General features: G+C 64.5%; 15 protein-coding genes. 9 read left to right on the plus strand and 6 right to left on the minus strand.

Features of this window, described 5'->3' with window-relative positions:
• Nucleotides 1-164: 164 nt before the first annotated feature.
• Complete coding sequence (locus AC1DIO_RS25645) at nt 165-1,052, minus strand: LysR substrate-binding domain-containing protein (RefSeq protein WP_476854276.1); 888 nt, start codon at nt 1,050-1,052, stop codon at nt 165-167.
• A gap of 245 nt (nt 1,053-1,297) precedes the next feature.
• On the opposite strand from AC1DIO_RS25645, the gene AC1DIO_RS25650 reads away from it, so the two are divergent.
• From AC1DIO_RS25650 to AC1DIO_RS25670, 5 genes are all read left to right on the plus strand, one after another.
• Nucleotides 1,298-2,041: a helix-turn-helix transcriptional regulator gene (locus tag AC1DIO_RS25650; protein WP_441507836.1), complete on the plus strand. Its 744-nt coding sequence runs from the start codon at nt 1,298-1,300 to the stop codon at nt 2,039-2,041.
• Nucleotides 2,042-2,123: 82 nt separating this feature from the next.
• Entirely contained in the window at nt 2,124-2,831 is a 708-nt protein-coding gene (locus AC1DIO_RS25655) for an HAD-IA family hydrolase (RefSeq protein WP_441507837.1), read from the plus strand.
• Between the two features lie 78 nt (nt 2,832-2,909).
• Entirely contained in the window at nt 2,910-5,327 is a 2,418-nt protein-coding gene (locus AC1DIO_RS25660) for a heavy metal translocating P-type ATPase (RefSeq protein WP_441507838.1), read from the plus strand.
• A gap of 348 nt (nt 5,328-5,675) precedes the next feature.
• On the plus strand, nt 5,676-6,947 hold the full coding sequence (locus AC1DIO_RS25665) for a hypothetical protein (protein WP_441507839.1): 1,272 nt from the start codon (nt 5,676-5,678) through the stop codon (nt 6,945-6,947).
• A 16-nt stretch (nt 6,948-6,963) separates the two neighbouring features.
• Nucleotides 6,964-7,311 carry a hypothetical protein gene (locus tag AC1DIO_RS25670; RefSeq protein ID WP_441507840.1) on the plus strand — a complete coding sequence of 116 codons (348 nt, stop codon included), beginning with the start codon at nt 6,964-6,966 and terminating at the stop codon, nt 7,309-7,311.
• 15 nt (nt 7,312-7,326) lie between these two features.
• Here AC1DIO_RS25670 and AC1DIO_RS25675 read toward each other — a convergent pair whose 3' ends face one another.
• Nucleotides 7,327-8,316, minus strand: coding sequence for a radical SAM protein (locus AC1DIO_RS25675; protein ID WP_441490290.1), 990 nt, complete (start codon nt 8,314-8,316; stop codon nt 7,327-7,329).
• Nucleotides 8,317-8,451: 135 nt separating this feature from the next.
• Here AC1DIO_RS25675 and AC1DIO_RS25680 point away from each other — a divergent pair, with 135 nt between their 5' ends.
• Together AC1DIO_RS25680 and AC1DIO_RS25685 are read left to right on the plus strand one after the other, a co-directional pair.
• Nucleotides 8,452-8,970, plus strand: coding sequence for a hypothetical protein (locus AC1DIO_RS25680; protein WP_441490289.1), 519 nt, complete (start codon nt 8,452-8,454; stop codon nt 8,968-8,970).
• 177 nt (nt 8,971-9,147) lie between these two features.
• Nucleotides 9,148-12,318 (plus strand): ATP-binding protein, encoded by a 3,171-nt coding sequence (locus AC1DIO_RS25685; RefSeq protein ID WP_441507841.1) that lies wholly within the window; start codon nt 9,148-9,150, stop codon nt 12,316-12,318.
• A 51-nt stretch (nt 12,319-12,369) separates the two neighbouring features.
• On the opposite strand, the gene AC1DIO_RS25690 is transcribed toward AC1DIO_RS25685, so the two are convergent.
• From AC1DIO_RS25690 to AC1DIO_RS25705, 4 genes are all read right to left on the minus strand, one after another.
• Nucleotides 12,370-13,308, minus strand: a complete 939-nt coding sequence (locus AC1DIO_RS25690) for a homocysteine S-methyltransferase family protein (RefSeq protein WP_476854277.1) — start codon at nt 13,306-13,308, stop codon at nt 12,370-12,372.
• Nucleotides 13,309-13,388: 80 nt separating this feature from the next.
• On the minus strand, nt 13,389-15,227 hold the full coding sequence (locus AC1DIO_RS25695) for a CHASE2 domain-containing protein (protein WP_441507843.1): 1,839 nt from the start codon (nt 15,225-15,227) through the stop codon (nt 13,389-13,391).
• Nucleotides 15,224-15,733 (minus strand): FecR domain-containing protein, encoded by a 510-nt coding sequence (locus AC1DIO_RS25700; RefSeq protein ID WP_441507844.1) that lies wholly within the window; start codon nt 15,731-15,733, stop codon nt 15,224-15,226. Before AC1DIO_RS25700 ends, AC1DIO_RS25695 begins: the two co-directional genes overlap by 4 nt.
• A 23-nt stretch (nt 15,734-15,756) precedes the next feature.
• The gene (locus AC1DIO_RS25705; RefSeq protein ID WP_476854278.1) at nt 15,757-16,440 is read right to left on the minus strand and encodes a Crp/Fnr family transcriptional regulator; all 684 of its coding nucleotides are present in this window, start codon (nt 16,438-16,440) and stop codon (nt 15,757-15,759) included.
• A 159-nt stretch (nt 16,441-16,599) separates the two neighbouring features.
• Here AC1DIO_RS25705 and AC1DIO_RS25710 point away from each other — a divergent pair, with 159 nt between their 5' ends.
• Both AC1DIO_RS25710 and AC1DIO_RS25715 read left to right on the plus strand, forming a co-directional pair.
• Nucleotides 16,600-16,905, plus strand: a complete 306-nt coding sequence (locus AC1DIO_RS25710; RefSeq protein WP_441490283.1) for a hypothetical protein — start codon at nt 16,600-16,602, stop codon at nt 16,903-16,905.
• A gap of 90 nt (nt 16,906-16,995) precedes the next feature.
• Nucleotides 16,996-20,175, plus strand: coding sequence for a cyclic nucleotide-binding domain-containing protein (locus tag AC1DIO_RS25715; RefSeq protein WP_441507845.1), 3,180 nt, complete (start codon nt 16,996-16,998; stop codon nt 20,173-20,175).
• Nucleotides 20,176-20,191: the final 16 nt, after the last annotated feature.

Consider the following 20,191-nt stretch of genomic DNA (forward strand, 5'->3'; position numbering starts at 1 on the left):
GGCAGCGAAGACCTGGCGGCCGGGGCGAGGATCCTCATCGAACTATTTTCGTCAGGCGGGCTGATTCGGGGTGAGCGCCGGAGATGAATAGCATCGTGACCGATGCTTCGCTTAGGAAAACTGTTTCCGAGGGCGGGATTATTCCCTTGTCGGCTCGCCCGACGCTAAGCGCGCAGCCCCTTTGCCAGAAACGAGACGACCGCGCGGACGCCGGGGAGCTGCCCGCGCCGATGTGTCGTCAGGATCKAGGTCGTGACCGTGCCGGCTGTCCAGTCCGGCAGGACGCGCATGATTTCGCCGGCATCGATGGCCCTTCGGCAGGCGACCTCCGGCAGGCATGCGATCCCAAGCCCGGCCTTGGCAGCTCCGAGCAATATCTGCGTTTCGTCGGCGATGAAGCGCCCGAAGGGCGCGGCGAGCACCTCCTGGCCTGCGCTGTCGTGCAGTCGCCAGATCTTGGCGGAGGGGGAGACCAGGAGCCCGTCATGCACACTGAGATCGCCTGGCACGGCAGGAGCGCTCCGCTGGCTGAGATAGCCCGGAGACGCCACCAGTATGATGGTCACCGTGGCGACCTGCAACTGCACGAGCCCCGAATCCGGCAGTGGCGCGAAATGGCTGCGCACCGCGATGTCAAATCCCTCCTGGGCCAGGTCGACGAAGCGATCGGTGGCATGAAGCTGCACCGTCAGCTTCGGATAGGCTGCCACAAGCGCCGGTAGGCGTTCCGCCAGGTAGAGCTGCGCTGTCGGGACCGATGTCGTGACCCGCACGGTGCCGCTGGGCTCGGCCTGGCGCCGGCGGACGATGCTCTCGGCGGCTTCCGCCTCGATCAGCGAGGCGCGCGCGTGCTCGTAGAAGTCCCGCCCGAGTTCAGTCAGCGTGAAGCTGCGCGATGTCCGGTGAATCAACCGTGTGGCGAGACTGGCTTCAAGCACGGCGACGCGCTTGCTGATCGTCGATTTGGGCATGCCGAGGCGGCGTGACGCCGACGCGAAGCCGCCGCTGTCGACGGCCTGGACGAAGAGATGAAGGTCGTTGAGGTTGAGCATGGGGCGATTTCATCATCCACCGCTGTGGACTTTCGGCTCTGGTATGAGCGATTGCCGCCGCAAGGTCCATGAACTCATCGCAGGCGAGCCAGGGAATAGCGCCCCAGGACTGGCTCATTTGCTTCGGTTTTCCGTCGAATGATGCTTGCGAAGCGGCCCTTCTCTGCCCATTTTGCCGTGCTCATGCCGGCGCTTCCCCGGGGTGTCGAACTTCGGGCACAGAACTTCGAATGGGGAGGCTGCGGATGCGCCCGATCCTGTCGCTACGATCCTATCCGCCACATGAAACGGAGCACGCGCACGACTGGCATCAGATTGTCGTGCCCGTCGATGGCACCATGCAGATGCGCATCGCGGGGCAGGATGGCATCGTCGATGACAGCAGCTTCGTGATCGTCGCCTCGCAGGCGCGCCACCGTTTCACGACCCCGCATCATGGCCATTTCGTCGTGCTCGATGTTCCGACCGGAGCGGGCTTCTTTGGCCTGCCGGATCGCCTCGTCCACCAGGCGGAGGGGCAGCCATTTCACCCCCTCGACGCCGGATTGCGGCATCTCGCGCATTACATCGCCCATGATGCGGCGGCGCCTGCGCGCCGATCGGACCTGCTTGATCGGCTCGGCGGCATGTTGCTCGAGGCGGTGGCGGAACGGTCCGGCGATCGGCTGCATTGGCCGCCAGCGCTGGAGCGTGCGGTCTCGCTGCTCGGTCATGGCTATGATGCGACGCTGACCGTCCAGCAGCTGGCAGTCGCCGCCGGCGTGTCGGTCAGTGGCTTGCATGCGCTGTTCCAGCGTTGGATCGGTATGTCGCCGGGGCGCTATCTCGCCGATCTGCGCCTGCGGGAAGCCGAACAACTGATCCGTGAAACCCGGCGTCCGCTTGCCGAGATCGCGCTTGCAGTCGGGTTCAGCGATCAAAGTGCGCTGACGCGAAGCCTGCGTCGTCGGCGCTCGACCACTCCCGCGGCATTGCGACGTGGAGATTGAGCCCAAAGGTTTGGAAATCGGGACAAGAGCGGGAATCGCCGCCGGTCTATGACCGTCACCAGAGAGATGATGGAGACGGCCCATGAAGCTGCGTGATTTCACCACCCTGACCTTCGATGTTTACGGCACCCTGATCGACTGGGAGTCCGGTCTGCTGGCGCAATTGCAGCCTTGGCTGAACGCCAGGGGGATTGTCGTCCGTGACGAAGACCTGCTCGCCGAGTTTGCCCGGCTCGAAAGCCAGTGGGAGGCTGAACAGCCGCGGCTGCTTTATCCCGAGATTCTGGAGCGCGTGCATGGCGACCTCGCCAGGCATTTCGGCACGCCGCCTGATCAGCTGGCGGCCCGGGAATTCGGTGCTTCGGTCGGGAACTGGCCGGCCTTCCCCGATAGTCGCGAGGCTCTGCAATATCTGGCCAGGCACTATCGCCTTGTCGTGCTCTCCAATGTCGACCGCGCGAGCCTTGGCCGCAGTGCGGCCTTGCTCGGCACGGAGTTCGACCTCCGGTTCACCGCGCAGGATATCGGCTCCTACAAGCCATCGCTCGCCAATTTCGAGTACATGCTGGCCCATGTCGGCGAGGACAAGGGCAAGATCCTCCACGTGGCGCAAAGCCTGTTCCACGACCACGTGCCGGCCAGCGCAATGGGGATCAGCAGTGCCTGGATCGACCGCCGTCACGACAAGGGGGGCGGAGGCGCAACGCTGCCACCGAAGGATATGCCGCGCCCAGCCTGGACCTTCCGGAGCTTGGCTGAATTCTGCGAGGCGCATGCTGCGGAGCGGTGAGGGGCAGGCTTGACCTTCCCACAATGGAAGGTTGCACGATGCCGCCGCTATCGCGGCCGGATTGTGCAAAGGAATATCATGGCGAATGCCCCGAAGGAGACGTCTCACGGTGGTCACGAGGCCCATGTGGGCCATGCCGCCCACCATGGTAACCACGGACATGGTGCCCATGTCGGGCACCAGGATGCCGGGAAGACGAATGAGGGGCAGGTCAAGGATCCGGTCTGCGGGATGGCGGTCGATCCCCACGAGACGACACACCGCGCGCAGCACGGAGGGCGGCCCTATTATTTCTGCTCCTCTGGCTGCCAGTCGAAATTCGAGGCTGACCCGGCTCGTTACGTCGATCCAGAGCTAGCCGCGGCAACCGATACCGCGCCGGAGGGGGCGACCTACACCTGCCCGATGCATCCCGAGATCAGGCAGATCGGGCCGGGTTCCTGCCCGATCTGCGGCATGGCGCTCGAACCGGTTCTGATGACTGCTGAAGCACAGCCCAATGCCGAGCTGGTCGACATGAGCCGGCGCTTCTGGATCGGCCTCGTTCTCGCCCTCCCGGTCGCGATCCTGGAAATGGGTGGGCATCTGCTCGACCTTGACCACCTGATTCCGCGTCACCTCTCCAACTGGATCCAGCTCGCCCTGGCGACGCCGGTGGTGCTGTGGGCTGGCTGGCCGTTCTTCGAGCGCGGCTGGCATTCGCTGGTCAGCCGCAACCTCAACATGTTCACGCTGATTGCGATGGGAACGGGCGTTGCCTGGGTCTACAGCGTCGTGGCGACGTTGATGCCCGGGATCTTCCCGCCGGCCTTCCGCGGGCATGACGGCTCGGTCGCAGTTTATTTCGAGGCCGCGGCTGTCATCACGGTGCTGGTCTTGCTCGGGCAGGTGCTCGAGCTGCGCGCGCGGGAAAGCACGGGCGGCGCCATTCGCGCCCTTCTCGATCTTGCTCCCAAGACGGCCCGGCGTCTGAATGCCGACGGCTCCGAGGAGGAGATCCAGCTCGATACGGTGCAATTGGGGGATCGTCTGCGGGTTCGCCCTGGCGAGAAAGTGCCCGTGGACGGCGCAGTGGTCGATGGCCGCAGCGCTGTCGACGAATCCATGGTCACTGGCGAATCCATGCCCGTGACCAAGACTGTCGGCGACGCCGTGATCGGCGGCACGATGAACCAGTCCGGCGGCCTCGTCATCGAAGCGCAGAAGATCGGGCGCGACACCATGCTGTCGCGGATCGTGTTGCTGGTCTCGGAAGCCCAGCGCAGCCGCGCGCCGATCCAGCGCCTGGCCGACCAGGTCTCTGGCTATTTCGTGCCGGCCGTCATCGCCATTGCCCTGCTCGCCTTTGCCGCCTGGGCCATCTGGGGGCCGGAGCCGCGCCTTGCCTTCGGGCTGGTGGCTGCGGTCTCGGTCCTGATCATCGCCTGCCCCTGTGCGCTCGGCCTTGCGACGCCGATGTCGATCATGGTCGGTGTCGGGCGAGGGGCCCGGGCCGGCGTGCTGATCAAGAATGCCGAGGCGCTTGAGCAGATGGAGAAGATCGACACGCTTGTCGTCGACAAGACCGGCACGCTCACCGAGGGGCGGCCGGCGGTCACCGCGATCCGGCCGGCTTCGGGATTTTCCGAGGCCGACATTCTGCGCCTTGCCGCCAGCGTGGAGCGGCCGAGCGAGCATCCCCTGGCGGTTGCGATCGTTGCATCTGCCGAAGCCAAGGGCGTTACGACGGCGGCCGTGACGGACTTCGATTCCCCGACCGGCAAGGGAGCGTTGGGAACGGTCGAGGGCCAGCGGATCGTGCTCGGCAATGATCGCTTCCTGGCCGAGCACGGCGTCGATGTGTCGGGCCTCGTCCAGATCGCGGACGACCTGCGCAGGGACGGTGCGACGGCGATTTTCATGGGCGTGGACGGCAAGCCCGCTGGCGTGATCGCCATTGCCGACCCGGTCAAGGCTTCGACGCCGGAGGCTCTGTCGGCGCTGCGGTCCGAGGGGATACGCGTCGTCATGCTCACCGGCGACAACCGTACCACGGCGCAAGCCGTGGCCCGCAGGCTCGGCATCACCGAGGTCGAGGCCGAGGTTCTCCCAGAGGACAAGAGCGCGGTCGTGGCGAAGCTCAAGCGGGAGGGGCGCGTGGTCGCGATGGCGGGCGACGGCGTCAATGACGCGCCGGCTCTGGCTGCAGCCGATGTCGGCATCGCGATGGGCTCCGGGACCGATGTCGCCATCGAGAGTGCCGGCGTCACATTGCTCCAGGGCGACATGACCGGGATCGTGCGTGCCCGGCGTCTGTCTGAGGCCACGATGCGCAATATCCGACAGAACCTGTTCTTCGCCTTCGTCTACAACGCGTTCGGGGTGCCGGTGGCGGCAGGCGTGCTCTATCCGATCTTCGGCTTGCTGTTGTCGCCGATCATCGCAGCGGCCGCGATGGCGTTGTCCTCGGTCAGCGTGATCGCCAATGCCGCGCGGCTGCGGGCGGTGAAGTTGTGACCGATGCGAGCCGGCCGCGGCCGTATCCCCGCTCCGGCTCGCTGGCGGCTTGCCGGTGGCGAGCGCCGAGAGGGCGCAGGAACACGGTCAGACATGTCCTCGGGCCGGAATGCGCCCGGACGGTGCGCCCATTCTTCGTCTTGGTTCGGATTTGAGTTCCTGACGCAGATCTGAGGGAAGCATCTCGTAGCGTCACTACAGCATTGCCTGCGTCAGTCGTTTGAGAGATGCTGTCATTGCGGTTTGGGATGGTCGCGTCGTTGTTGCCCCATCCCTGCCGGCCTGTCGCTTGGATGAGCAAGCCTGCCTTACCCGCAGAATGTGAGAGCGTTCTCGACCGGAGGCGAAATGAGCTACGTCGCTGATCGTGACAAGCAGCAGCTCGCGCAACTCGACGAGCAGATTTCGCAGTTCATCGCGCGCTACAGGCAGCACAGACCGGCGCGGCGCAAGACGGTCATCCTGTTCCCGGGAGGCATGGGATCCAGCATCAAATGGGCGACCACGACCCAGGGCAATACGCCCTATTTCTACAATCTGATCTGGCTGGATTGCCCCATCCTGACCGGGGGCGCGCTGCTGCTCAAGATGAAGGGCGATGACGATGCGGGCCGGCATTTCGTGATCGCCGATGGCTGCGTCCGGTTTCCTCCGGTGCTTACCCCCTACGACGATTTCCTGAGCTGGTGCACAGCCAGGAAATTCGATTGGTTCGTCTTTGGCTGGGACTGGCGGCGCGATCCCGAGCTCGTGGCGCGCTTCTTCCTGAAGAGCTTCGTGCCGAAGTTCCGTCAACGGGTCCGCGAGGAATGCGGCACCGATCCCTTCGCCGATGTGACGCTGATCGGGCACAGCTTCGGCGGCATGGTCGTCAAGCTGGTCCTGAACCAGGGCGGCTCGCATGTCGCAGCGGTCAGGCGGGCGATCAGCGTCGGGTCGCCCTTCTACGGCTATGCCGGGCAACTGAACCGCTATTTCAAGGGCGACCCCGACCTGGACAGGCTCTCATGGTCCTACGACCCGCGCAATCTGACCCAGTTGATCTCGTCGTTGCCGGGGCCATACACGCTTCTCTACCTGGACCAGGCGACCTTCCAGCGTGACCAGGCGGCGTTGGCTGCCGATCCGAACTATCCGCTGTCGCGATATCCGGTCAGGGACCGCGATACCGGCGCGATCGCCGATCCTTACAACCCCGGGAAGAACGGAACCCAGGTGCGCTACCCCGTGAACTGGGGCTTCAGCCATGCCGCCCTGGGCCGGGGCAACACGGTCTATGAGAATGTGGCGCTGCCGCTCGGGGCGGCCACGAAGAGCAAGTTCTACAATATCCGCGGCGTCCAGCAGCGCAGTGGAAGAACCGTCGACGAGACGATCCTTGAGCAGACATGGGACTGGATCGACCCCGCCTTCGACCCGAACTCCGATCCGTCACCCATTGTCGATCACTCCTGTTGCCCGGGAGATGGCGTGATCCCGGCCTGGTCCGCGCGTCTGGTCTCGACCCCCGCGGCCAATGTGCGCACCGTGACCGGAGACATTGACCGGGACAGTCTCGAGCATATGGATCTGATGCTGAGCCCGCAGATCCGCGCGCAGATCCTCAACATCATGCAGTAGCTTGGCGAGGTGCGTCATGGCCGTGAAAACACGCAAGCCAAAGTCCCCGCCGCCTCCTTTGCGTGCCTCCCGGGACGAGCTCAACAGGTTTCTGGACGGTCTCCAGGCTGCCCAGGCGGAGGCTGCCGGAGACAGCACCAAGCTCCGGACGGCGACGCTCGCGCACATCGCCAAATACAGTCTGCCTGAATTGCAGGGACTCATCGGCAGGGCCTATGTCGATGCGCCCAAGAGCGCCAGCCAGAAGCTCGGTACGATGCCGAAGGATGGCGGGCCTACGGAAGAGGAAGGTTCGCCCAAGGTTCCACGACCGCGCTCTCCAGCCCCGAGGGGCAGGGCCAGCCCAAAGCCGAAAGGCAAGTGAGCCTGGAATGCTGCGCTATTTCTCCGGCCGCATGGCGACGATGCCGGTGTCCAGGGGAGGCGAAACCGGCAGAGGTCGTGCCGTCGCCTTGGGTTTCCGGCGGGCTTCGGCATAGGGAATGAGCCAGAGGCTCGGCTTGCCGTCGCCATCGGTGAGCGCGATCGGCTCGAAATAGCGGACGCGATCCTCCGGCGACAGATCGTCCGGATGTTCGCCATATTGCGGGTCGAGCGTATCGCTCCCAGCCAGATAGGTGCGCGGTCGCGCCGGCGAGGACTTTGACCAGGTAAAGCAATGAAAGCTCGCCGAGGCGATGATGTACCATCGCATCGGGTTGAACGAACGGCTGTGGCGGAGCCTCCGCAAGGTCTTGAGCAGGATGCGCATGCGCCCGACCACGGTCCAGGGACGCCGGAAGATCCGTTCGAGAAAGGCGACGATCGGCTGAGCCGGTTCGGCAAGCTGCGCGTAGCAGATCGTCTCGCCGTCCAGGTCCCGGAAGCGAAGATTGGGAGCCAGGCGCCCGCTCTCCAGATCCTCCCAGAAGAGCTGGGTTCCGGCGAGAGGAGCAACGACGCTGAGATAGGTCGGCATCGGCATCAGCGGGTTGTCGGCGATGGCTTCCATGGCCTGCTGCATCTCCGCAGCCGTCTGGTAGCGAGGGTCGAAGAGATAGCCGTAACCGACGGCAATGCCGTGCCCCTCGGCGAAGGCGACGTCATCGATGACATTCTGGCGCCGGCTGAGGTTCTGGGTCTTGTTGTAGCGGCGCAGAAAGCTCGCATCGAGCGATTCAATCCCGACGAACAGCCCGACGCATTTGGAGGCGGCGAAGGTCTCGATGAGCGCGCGGTCCTGGACGACGTTCTGGGTGACCAGCGCGCCCCAGCCCCGCACCTTGGGATGGTCGCGCAGGAACTCGCAGATGGCCAGCATATGGGCCCGGTCATCCGAGAAATTATTGTCCAGCAGCATGACCATCGGATACCAGCTGCGCATGCTCAAGCGGGGGCTCGATTGCAGCGCGCTTTCGAGCGACGCCTTGAAGCTGGCTAGCCCATGGCGAACATGCGCCCCGACTTCCGAGGGGATGACGCAAAAGCTGCATTTGAAGCTGCATCCGCGTGAGGTCTCCGCAAGATGCGTGCTCGGATTGATGCCGCTTTTGCGCAAAAGGCTATAATCGACCGTGTAGTCGGAGATTTGTGCAATCGGAGAGCGGTAGATTGGTCGGAGCGAGCCGGCCAAATAATCGTTAACGACATCTCTGACGCAATCGACGCCGCCGGCGCAGACGACATCGAAGAACTGCTGAGCGAATTCCGGGAAAAGCGTGCATACGCTCCCGCCGGCAACGACCGTCGCTCCACTGCGTCTGAAATGATAGGAGAGTTGCCGCAGTCGATCGAAGTCGGGCTGAAGCCCCGTGAGGAATACGAGGTCGTACTTGTTGCAATGTGCAGGGTCGAATGGGCCGTGCCAGTCTTCATGATAAAGCACGACATCAAATCGCTTTGCATCGATCAGTGCAGCAATATGCAGACCTGCGATAGGTTGCATGAAATGCGTCGAGCGCCGTTTGTCGCGACCAGGCCGAAGATGGGCGCAAATGACGACCGTTTTGATCGTCTGTGGTGCGCCGGGACTGGCTTCGGCTGATGTTCGGGAGAAAAGACGCGATATTCTTGAGGCAGGCATGAACGGTCGCCCCCCGTATACTGGCGGAAAAACTAGAGACAGCTAGGTAATGACTTCACTCTATGCGCATATGCGGCCATATTCAAACTGACGAGACAGTAGCCGAGCGCCGACTTTCGCGACACAGGAGCCTGTGCGATGACGATGAGCGAAGCCGAGCCTCGAAAACTTGTGTCGGAGAGGCGCTACGTCACGATCGTCTTCGTCGACCTCGTCGGTTACACCCAGTTGTCGGAGCAGCTTGATCCGGAAGAGCTCCGTCTCGTTCAGCGCCGCTACCAGCAACTGACCCTGACGACCATGGAGCGCTATGGCGGCTTCGTTGCGAGTTACACGGGCGACGGTGTCCTCATCTTCTTCGGCTATCCCACGGCCCGCGAGAACGACGCGGAACGGGCCGTCCGTGCCTCCCTCGAGCTGATGGAGCGGATCAAGACGCTGAACACGAGCATCGAGGATGGCACCGTTCCGGATATCGCAGCGCGTATCGGCGTTCACACGGGCCTCGTCGTGATGGCTCCGGCCCGCGTCAGCAGCGGCTCCAGCGAACTCGGTGCGGTGGGCGAGGCCATCAATCTCGCGGCGCGACTGCAGGCTGAGGCCGCGCCTGGGACGGTCGTGGCGACCCGGGAGGTCACCGACCTCACCGCCGGGCTGTTTGAAGTCAGGGCCCTCGGCCCAAGAGCCATCCGGGGCCTTTCGCGTGAGATCGAAGTCTTCGAGATTGCTCGTGAGCGATTGGGAACGGCGCGGCGCCGAGGCAGGGTCGCGAGCAGTGTTCCGATCGCTGTCGGCCGGGAAAGCCATCTCCAGAGCATCCTTGCGCGCTGGACCAGCGCAACGAGCGACAGGCGGGCGCAGTTCGTTCTCGTGGCCGCGGATGCAGGAGTCGGAAAGACGAAGGTCATCACGGAGATCTGCGGTCATCCGGCGCTCTCCGATGCAGCGATTTACATGACCTATTGCCATGAGCTGTTCGCGAGTACGCCGCTCTACCCGGTCGCGAGCTTTCTCTGGGCACGGGCTGGTCTCAAGTTCGAGGACGACAACAAGGTGCGCGGCGCGAAGATCGGCGCCGTCCTGGACGAAATCGGCCTCAACACGCCGGAGAACAACGAAATACTGGCAAGCCTGATCGGTTTGGCTGCAACCGGCATCCGCGAGCAGTTTGCCCCGGCCCCGACAATGTTCAAGCGCAAGCAGTATGAGTTCGTCATCTCGGTCATCGTGCGCACGGCCCGCCGACAGCCGACCCTTGTGGTGATCGAGGATGCGCATTGGCTCGACCCGTCCTCGGCGGAGCTCTTGCGGGAACTCCTCGTAGCCGGGGGCGATGAGGCACTGATGGTCGTGGCCACCGCACGGCCGTTCCCGCGCGCCGAGGGATTGCCGGAGCCCGACGAAGTCGTGACGTTGGAGCCGTTGTCGGGGGAGCAGAGTCTCGCACTGGCGCACGCGATTCCGGGTTCGGAGGAGCTGCCTCCCGAAAAGATCGCGCAGGCGGTCGCTGCCGCCGAGGGCGTTCCGCTCTTTGTCGAGCAGTTCGTGCTCTCCTTGATCGACGAACACATCCAGACGCCTCATCCCATCCGCAAACCGTCGAATGTCCCGCTTCTCCTCGCGGAACTCATGTCCGAGCGGCTCGATCGGCGTCCGGGTGCCCGACCCGTCGTACAGGCCGCGGCGTGTATCGGTCGTTCCTTCACCCCGGTATTCCTCGCCCACGTCCTGGAGAAGGGCATCAGGGAGGTGATCGCGCCTGTCGAGGCGCTGGTCGACGCCGAGATTCTCCTGCCCAAGCGCATAGGCGGGGAAATCCGCTACGAGTTTCGGCATTCATTACTTCAGCGCATGGCTCATGAATCGATGCTCGCCACCGAACGGCGCGCGATCCATGATCGCATTCTGGGCCTGCTCGATCAGGGGGACGGCGTCGATATCCCCTTGCCTGAGGTCACTGCGCACCATCTCACCGAGGCGGGCCGCTACCAGGAGGCAGTCAAGGCCTGGCTGAGGGCTGGGGCGAGCGCCGGACAGCGTTCTGCCCATATCGAGGCGATCGGGCATATTCGCCACGGCTTGTCTCTGCTCGACAAATTGCCGGAGGACATGGCGCGGACGACGCTCGAGCGCGGCCTTCAGGCGGCGCTGGTCGGCTCCATCACCGCCGCGCAGGGGCCGACATCGTCAGGTTTGCTGCAATGCTGCAAGCGCGGGTTGGAGCTTTGCAGCGAAGACGAGCCCTCGGCATTGATGTTTCCGTTCCTGTTCGGAAAGTTCACTTTCGCCAATTGCAGCGGCGATGTGCCCGAAGCCGCGTCGCTGGCCCAGAACTTCCTCGATCGATCCGAGCGCGCGGACTATGGCTCCGGCCGAGCCATCGGGCACCGTCTGATCGGCATGGTGCGGCTCGGCCAGGGCAAGGCCGACGAGGCGATCGAGCATCTCGAGCACTCCCTGCTCATCGGAGAGCGTGATCGCGACGAGGCCAGTACATTCATGTTCGGCCAGAACACCGAGATTCACACCAGATCACTGCTGAGCCTCGCTCATTTCTGCCTCGGCAATGTCGGCGAGTCCCTGCGCATAGGCATCGATGCGCTTCGCTCCGCAGACGCCTTGCGGCATCCTCATTCCGCGGCGATTCCGATGTCCTATGTCGGTGGCTGGGTCTTCGGGCTTTCGAAGGCGACCAATGAGCTGATGCAGGAGGCAGGGCGGCTGGTGGCCTTGTCGGAGCAGCACGGGCTCGCAGGCTTCCGGGCCCATGGCGCGGCGTTTCTGGGCTGGGGGCTCTGCCAGAAGGGTGATCTCGCGCGCGGCGCGGCAACCATGCAGAGGGCGATCGCGGCATTCGAACGCGTCGGTTACGTATTGTCCCTCTCCGGCTATCTCGCCAATCTCGCCGAAGCTCAGCTTCAACTCGGGCAGTTGGCGGAGGCGCAAGCCTCCTGCGACCGGGCGATCGCGTTGATGTCGCGAAGCGGTTCGCTGTGGCTGGAGCCGGAGCTGGATCGGATCCAGGCCGGCATCATGGCCAGGGGCGTGCGGGCGCAGCAGCAGGATGCGGAGGCGGCACTGCGCTCGGCGGTGGAGAAGGCAAGGCGGCTGAACTCTCCCGTGCTGGAGCACCGCTGCCTGGCGTCCCTCCGGGATCACCTCAGGCCGCAGGGCCTCGACCCCGAGGTCGAGGCGCGTCTGGAGGCTCTCGCACGCTTTGACGATCTGTCCGGGACTGTGTCGCGCGCCTTGCGGGAGACGGGCGCTGCGGCTGACCTGTCTCGTGTCGCCAGCCAGATGGTGTCATAGGCCGCTGATGCGGCATGAGCAGCCGCGGCAGCGGCGCAATCTCCCGTCGCGCTACAGGCAGGCATAGCAGATCGCCCTGACATGGCGCAGGCCGGTGCCGCAACAGCCTCCGAGGACACGCGCGTTCTTGAGTTGCTTGCGCAGGCTGCGATAGCGATGGGCGAGGTCGAGGGGATCCCCAGCATCGAGTTCGGTTGCCATGTCGAGTTCGGTGTGGCTCAAGGTCGAGGCGTTCGCCCTCAAGCCCCCGATCCTGTCGAGCCAGGGTGCGCTGCCGGAGATGACCCGCTCGAAATGCAGGGGATGCGCGCAGTTGATCATGTAATGGAGGGGATAGGCCTCGGTTGCCTCATCGACGCGCTCGATCGCATGGCCCAGGGGCTCTCCGCTCGGGAGCCTGCCGTCGGTCTCCAGGGTGAAGGAGATGACGGCGGGCATTCGGTGAGCCTGCGCAGCGGCGGCGATGCCGATCGCCTCGTTGCTGTAGGTCATCGTGATGGCGCTCACCATGTCCGCTTCGGTGCGGGCAAAGGTCTTGACCTGATCCTGATGGTAGAGCTGCGCTTGCCGCGCGCTCATGCGCGTATCGATCCGATAGCCATCCCCACGCGGCCCGATCACGCCGTTGATCACGATCCTTGAATCGCTGGTTTCGTAGTGAGGACGCAGCTCCATCGCCAGCTGAACCGAGGCTCTCTGAACCTCCTCGATCATGGTGCGCGAGTAGTCCAGCTTGCGGGCCCAATCGGGATTGGCGCGCCAGGTCGGCGTATCCAGAATGAAGCCCTTGCCGTACTCGGCGGCGAGCGTGAGATAGGGCAGGAAATAGGCCTTGAGGCGGGCTCGGCCTTCTTCGCTGCGCACCAGCGGGAAAGCGGCGAAGAATGGCAATTCAAGCCCGTCACGAAAGGCGAGTGTCGTTTCCAGTCCGCCGTCCGTGAGGAATTCTCGCGCCAGGACCTGCGGAAGAATCGCCCTGTACTTGGCCATGGCCTTTCCCCTGTGTGGGATTGTCGCCGAACCCTTCCCGGAAAGGCGGATGCGTTCTGTGATCTGGATCACAGATGCTGTCAGGCGCCCCAGAGCGCGACGGAGATGCGTTGGCGCCTGCCGCGAATCTCGACTGTGCGAATGCTGTCGGGTTCGCGGTGGCGCTTCCGGATGTCGCCGGATGCGACGAGGAGCTCTGCTGAAACGGCAAGCGCGGCGCCTTGCTCCTTTGCGACTTCCATCAAGCGGCTCGCGACATTGACGCTGTCCCCGGTCGCAGTGATGTGCTGATGCGCTTCGTGCCCGAGACGAGAGACGATGACCGGGCCGAAATGGACACCGACACGAAGATCCGGATGGCCAATCGATACCTCTTCGCCGGTGGCCCACTCGCGCATATCCTTGAGCAGTGCCCAGGCCGTGGAGAGAGCGTGGCCGGCATCATCGGCGTGCGGATCTGGAATGCCGAACGCGATCATTGCACCGTCGCCCATGAAGGAGATGACGAGCCCGTCATGCGCGGTCACCTCGTTTTCGATGAGCGTGTGAAACGCCTTGAGAAATTCGCGTGTTCGCGTGAGGCCGGCCTGCTCGCTCAGCCGCGTGAAGCCCGAGAGGTCCACGAACAGGATCGCAACCGTCTGTTGCACCGGCTCGCGCAGGAACCCCGGGTCCCGTGCAATGCGATCTGCGAGCAATGGCGGCTGAAACTGCCGTAAAGCGGCTTCGGAACGGGCGATATCCGTGGCCTGGCGGCGGTCCCATGTCTGCCGTAAAACCACTGCGAGGACGACAGGTGGAATGACTGACGCCAGCGGGAGCGCCGAACTGAGCCAATAGCCTGCGGCGAAGAGCGCCGTGGTGGCCAGCAGCCAGGCAGCGAGACCGAAGACCGCTGCGCCGACGCCGATGCCGAGCGGAGCAGAGGCGATGAAGAAGACGGAGCCGGTGGCCAGCACGAGTGCCACGCCTGCGTCGAGCAACCGCACCTCGTGATCCCGGACCAGTCCGGTGCCGGCGATCAAATGAGCGATGCCGGTCGCCAGGACCTCCACGCCCGGCGTCACGGGATCGAAGGCGGTGCTGAAGGTGTCGCCGATAGCCGTGGCGGTGACGCCGACAATGACGATACGGCCCCGCAGGCGCTCTACGGGCACGGTGCCCGCAAGCAGGCCGGTTGCACTGATCGTTTCGAAGCTGCCTCGCGGGCCGTAGAACCGGAGCGGAAGATGGAATCCGAGGTCGAGCTTCACCGGGCTGCCTGCCAGGCGCACGGTATCGACGCCGAACACAGGAGCCTCGCCCTTGAAGCCTGCCGCCACACTTAGGACGAATGATGGCATGACCCCGCGGTCGGTCCGGAAAAGCAGCGGCACATGCCGCGGGGTGCCGCTTGCGTCGGATGAAATATTGACGAGACCGACGGCTGCCAACCGGTCGAACGGCGACAGCGGCCAGAGCATCTGTTTCGGTGCCGGTAATTGCGAGCTTCCTTCCTCGTCCCGGCCGAAGCTGCCGGCCGCGGCGACGAGTGAAGGCGTTCGTTCGAGAGCCTGGGCAAGCGCCTCATCTGTCTCGGGCGAGGTCGGGTCGACGAGCAGCAGGTCGAGTGCAAGGGTGCGTGGGGCCGCGGTTCCAATGGCGAGGATCATCCGAGCCAAAGTGGAGCGCTGGAGCGGGTAGCCGCGTTGCTGAGCCACGGTTTCATCATCGATGGCGATGATGACGATTTCGCCTGGGGGTGAGCGTCGACCGGCAATAAGCAGGCGCATGTCGGCGAGCGCCGCCTCGACTCGGTCGAGAGGATTGCGCTCGCCCGCGAGATGCATTCGCCCCAGAAATCCGGACCAGAGCGCGGCGATCACGAGGCAGAGGATGGTGATCGACGCGGGCAGGCGGACACTGCGCGTCGAGGTCACCGCCCGAACCGAGCAAGCAGCCCTGCGGCGCGCTCGCGGGACCAGCGGTGCACGTCAAGTCGCTTTTCCTGGGAGACGTCAACGCCATCGCCGGGATTGAGTTCGACGGGGTCCGTGCCATCGCGGCGCGTGACACGCACGCGCCCTTCGGCGACGAACACCGATGTCTTCGAGGTCGTTACGTCGACGGCATAGATCGTGCCGCGGACCGAGGCGATGGCGTGGGGCGTCAGGATCTGGAGGGGCCCGCGGCGACGGGGTAGCTCGACCAGAAGGCCTTTGCCATCCAATGCGATTGATTGAATCGCGCGGCCGGGCTGTGGCGATTGGACCTGGAAGCGGGTGGCGGCCTCCGCTTCAATGATCAGGCCACCGCTGCACCGGAACACGGTTCTCGGCGGATCGGTCCGCGCTGACGGGGTGCAGCCCGCAGGTTGTTGCGCGGCGGCGGGCGGGATCGATGCGCAAATGGCGCAAGCGGCAATCGAGAATCGGAGGAAGCGCATGGCAAGCCTCTCATGCTCGGTATTCAGATCGCGCCGGACTTCGCCAGCTGCCGAAAGCTGTCGACATTATGAATCACGAGGCGGCCCCGTCCAAGGGAGAGAATGCCGATCTGTTTCCAGCGCTGCAGCTGGCGGTTCACGGTTTCGCGGGTGACGCCGGTCAGCGCCGCCAGTTCCTCCTGGGAAATGTGCAGCTCGCTGCCATAGTMGGTGACGAGCACTTCGATGCGTCGCGCCAGCCGTGATGCGGCTGGAAGGAAGGCCGTGTCCTCCATGCGCTCGCTCATGCCGCGCAGCCGCTCGCAGAGCAATTCGATCAGCCGGATTGCAATCAGTGGCTCGTTGTCGAGCAGATTCAGGAAGTCACGCCGCGGCACGAAGAACATCTCGGTGTCTTCCAGCGCAATGGCGTCGGCGCTGCGGGCGCGACCGTCGAGAAGGGCGATCTCCCCGAAGACGTCGCCGCCTCCCAGCAGGTTCATCGTCAGCTGCTGGCCGGCATCGTCCGTGGTGCCAATTCGGATCCGGCCATGCCGGATGGCATAGAGGCCATCGCCGGGATCGCCCTTCAGGAACAGGACCTCGTGCGGTGCCAGGTGCCTCGGCAGGCAAATTGCGGCGATCTTGACCAGGGCGTCGTGAGCAAGCCCAGCGAAGAACGGATTTACCGATAGAAGCCGAACCACCAGATGCGGCGCGCTGCGCATTCCCAAGTCCCCCTGTTCTCTCCGTTGCTAGGAAAAGCTGACGCCTATGTGACCTGTTTCACAGAAGATAGCACGGGAACGGCCGAAAACCCCCGGCGAAGGCCGCAGCGACCGCAGCCCGCAGTCGCTGTGTGTGCCGCTCCGAACGGGAGTTTCGCCGTGCACCACACCGCCAACACTCATTCCACGCCGTTCAGGACAACCTCGCTCGAACCGCTGCGCGAGCCCGAGACAGTGACGCAGGCGGGCGAGTGCCCCTTTCTTGGCAGGATGACGCGCGCGAGCCGCGCGCTGGTCACATCGCTGGCGCTCGCCTTTGGCCCGCAGCGCGGGCAGTCGCAGAGCGTTGCCATGGATGCGCATACATTGAATGACATTGGGCTGAGCCACGCCGAGGCTGCCCAATGGGGGCCGCTGAGCCGTTACATGCCACGCCCCTGGGGCGAGACGGATACGCTGAACTGATGCGCAGGCGCAGGGAAGCTATTGTCCGCAACACGGGAAAATTGCGGTACGCTGGAGCGCAGCGCTCACATCACAGGCCGGATGCGCTCCATGGCGGATGGTTCCTCTCTGCAGGCGGCCCAGCGCTTGCGCTCGCGGCCAGGACAGGCGGCAGCGCAAACCACGCCTCAGGCGCCGGTTGAGGCGAGCGCGCCCGCAGCAACAGGCTTGTTTGCCTATATCTGGCGCAACAGCCGCCGGCAGCAGCTCCAGATCATCGCGATCGTGCTGCTGTCGTTTCCCTTTTACTATCTTTCGCTTGAGCTGCCGAAATACATCATCACGGACGCCATCCAGGGCCGCGCCTTTTCCGGTGGGCAGGAGACTGCACGGCTCTTCCGGTTCTCGCTCGCCCTACCGGCCTGGCTCGGGGGCAGCCGTGAACTTCTCAGCGGCGTCATGCTCGATCGCATCAGCTATCTGTTTGCGCTGTCCGGCCTGTTTCTGCTGCTGGTGCTCATCAATGGCGCCTTCAAATACGTCATCAACATGCGCAAGGGGGCCTTGGGCGAACGGCTGCTGCAGCGCCTGCGCGCCGACCTCTTCGCGACGCTGCTGAGTTTCACGCCCGAGGCACGGCGCCGGCTCAAACCGTCCGAGGCCGCGACTGTCATCAAGGACGAGGTCGAGCCAGTCGGCGGTTTCGTCGGTGATGCCTTCATCCAGCCGGTTCTGCTCGGTGGCCAGGCGCTGACGGCGCTGATCTTCATTCTGCTGCAGAATCTGGCGCTGGGGTCGATCGCGGCAGGCATCGTTCTCGTGCAGGCAGTGATCATTCCCCGGATGCGGCGTGAGCAGATCCGGCTTGGGCGACAGCGCCAGATCGAGTCGCGGGCCCTGGCCGGCAAGATCGGCGAGGTCGTCGAGTCGCTGGACGAGGTTGCTGGCCACGGCACCTCTGCGGTCGAAAAAGCACTCGTCGCAGTGCGCCTCGAGAGGCTGTTCGGCATCCGCTACCAGCTCTATGGGCGCAAATTCGCGGTCAAGTTCCTGAACAACCTGTTGGCCCAGCTGACGCCATTCCTGTTCTACACGATCGGGGGGTATTTTGCCCTGACCGGCCGTCTCGACATCGGCCAGCTCGTCGCGGTCATCGCCGCGTATCGTGACCTGCCGACGCCGGTAAAGGAACTGATCGACTGGGATCAGCAGCGTCTCGACGTCGAGGCGCGGTTTCAGCAGGTCACCCAGCAATTCTCGCTGGACGATGCCCCGGCGCCGGAACGGCCGCAGGCCCCGCTCTCCGGAGATGGGATCGTGCCTGGCGAAGGCATGATCGCGGCCAAGGGGCTGACGGTTCTTGGGCCGGCCGGCGACCGGCTGCTCGAGCGCGTTTCATTCGCTCTGCCCTTGGGGGGGAACATCGCCTTGATCGACAAGGCGGGGGAAGGGGCGGCTGCGTTCGCGTCTGTGCTCGGGGGCAGTATGGCGCCGTTCGACGGCGCGGTGACGCTGGCCGGTATTCCCTTGGCTTCGTTGTCCTCCGAACGGCGAGGGCGGACACTGGCCTATCTTGGAGCGGAGCCCGTCATTCTCGATGCGTCCCTGCGCGACAACATTCTCTATGGCCTGCGCCGCCCTGTTGTCGCCCAGGCCGGGGCCCAGCCCTGGTCGCTCGACTTCAGCGGCGCCGGCGTCGCGAGCAGGCACGAGCTCGAACGTCTCCTGGTCGAGGTGCTAGGCGTGGTCGGGCTCGCCGAAACGGTGTTTCGCTTCGGCCTGCAGCGCCAATTGAGTGCGGACGACCCGACCGAGATCGTCAACAGGGTTGCCGAGATCCGTACGAGAATTCGCTCCAGGCTGATTGGGCGCGGGGCGGGCGATGCGGTGGAGCCCTACGATCCCGAGCGATACACACGAAACGCGACCATCGGCGAGAACATCCTGTTCGGCGTCGTCACTGATCCCGGCTTCGCCGGGGAACGCCTGGCCAGTCACAAGCTGGTGCGCGCCATTCTGGACGCGCAGGGCCTGACCACGCTTCTGACCCAGATCGGGCGGCGTATCGCGGCGACCATGCTCGAGATCTTTCGCGATCTTCCAGCCGATCACGTCCTGTTCGAGCAGTTCTCCTTCCTTTCCGCGGCCCAGTTCCCTGACTATCAGGTCATTCTCGGGCGGGCCGAGGCCCGCACCCTCCGGGAGGCCGATCGCTCCCGGTTGATCGCGCTGGCATTTCTCTATGCGGAGCCGCGGCATCGGCTGGGGCTGCTGAGCGAGGCGGACGAGGTCCGCATCCTCGCCGCGCGGCAGTCTTTCCGCGCGCAGGCCACCCCGGAGATGGCGGATGCCATCGCCTTCTACGATCCGGCCCGTTACTGCCCGGCAGCCCCTCTGCGCGACAATCTCTTGTTCGGCTGCGTTGCCAGCAGCAGTGCTGCGGATGCGGAGCGCGCGCTCGAGGCCATCCGTGAGAGCCTGATCGAACTGGGCCTGGAGCGTGACGTCTATCGTTGGGGACTTGAACAACAGGCCGGCTATGGCGGACAGTTCCTGTTTCCGGCTGCGAAAGCGGCCGTTGCTCTGGCACGTTGCCTGATCAAGCGCCCGCAGATCATGATCCTGAACGACGCGTTGGCGTCGTTCGGGCAGGCCGAGGCTGCCAGGCTATTCGCACGGATCACGACCTTCATGAAGGGGCGGACCATTCTCGTTGCCGGCCGGCAGATTGCGGAACTGGGTCGTTTCGACGCCAGCCTTGAATTCCACGGAACCAACTCCGTCAGTTCCGCAGACGCGGCGGTTCAGACGCAAGCTCAGTCCGACGAGGCGTTCGTGAGCGATCAGTTTGACGCGGGCAGTATCGAGCTGCGCGCCCTGCGTTCCGTGCCGATCTTTGCCGATGTCGATACGGTGCGCCTGAGGTTGCTGGCCTTCACTGGCGAGCGGGTCGAGTTCGCGGCGGGGGAGGTCATCTTTCGCCAGGGAGACGAGTCGGACGCCGCCTATCTGCTGATCACGGGCTCGGCCGACGTCGTGTCCGAGGCGTCGGGGCCGCCTGTCCGGATCTCGACCATGAACGCCAACAGCCTGTTCGGTGAAATGGGGATCGTGACGGATGATCCTCGCTCGGCAACGGTCATCGCGACCACGCCGCTGACGGCGCTCCGCTTGCGCAAGGAGGTTTTCGTCGCTCTGCTGACGGAGTTCCCTAACATGGCCCTCTCGGTGACGCGGTTGATCGTCCGGCGCCTGCAGGACAATGTGGTTACGCTGAGCCATCGGCACTGAACCGGCCCCTGGCATG

It is taken from the genome of Allobosea sp. 05T439 (genome assembly GCF_056396005.1).

Coding starts and splice junctions, on each gene's coding strand:
- AC1DIO_RS25690 (WP_476854277.1), bottom strand. CDS start 13,308: ATGGCCAAGTACAGGGCGATTCTTCCGCAGGTCCTGGCGCGAGAATTC.
- AC1DIO_RS25670 (WP_441507840.1), top strand. CDS start 6,964: ATGGCCGTGAAAACACGCAAGCCAAAGTCCCCGCCGCCTCCTTTGCGT.
- AC1DIO_RS25700 (WP_441507844.1), bottom strand. CDS start 15,733: ATGCGCTTCCTCCGATTCTCGATTGCCGCTTGCGCCATTTGCGCATCG.
- AC1DIO_RS25660 (WP_441507838.1), top strand. CDS start 2,910: ATGGCGAATGCCCCGAAGGAGACGTCTCACGGTGGTCACGAGGCCCAT.
- AC1DIO_RS25680 (WP_441490289.1), top strand. CDS start 8,452: ATGCGTGCTCGGATTGATGCCGCTTTTGCGCAAAAGGCTATAATCGAC.
- AC1DIO_RS25665 (WP_441507839.1), top strand. CDS start 5,676: ATGAGCTACGTCGCTGATCGTGACAAGCAGCAGCTCGCGCAACTCGAC.
- AC1DIO_RS25655 (WP_441507837.1), top strand. CDS start 2,124: ATGAAGCTGCGTGATTTCACCACCCTGACCTTCGATGTTTACGGCACC.
- AC1DIO_RS25715 (WP_441507845.1), top strand. CDS start 16,996: ATGGCGGATGGTTCCTCTCTGCAGGCGGCCCAGCGCTTGCGCTCGCGG.
- AC1DIO_RS25685 (WP_441507841.1), top strand. CDS start 9,148: ATGACGATGAGCGAAGCCGAGCCTCGAAAACTTGTGTCGGAGAGGCGC.
- AC1DIO_RS25650 (WP_441507836.1), top strand. CDS start 1,298: ATGCGCCCGATCCTGTCGCTACGATCCTATCCGCCACATGAAACGGAG.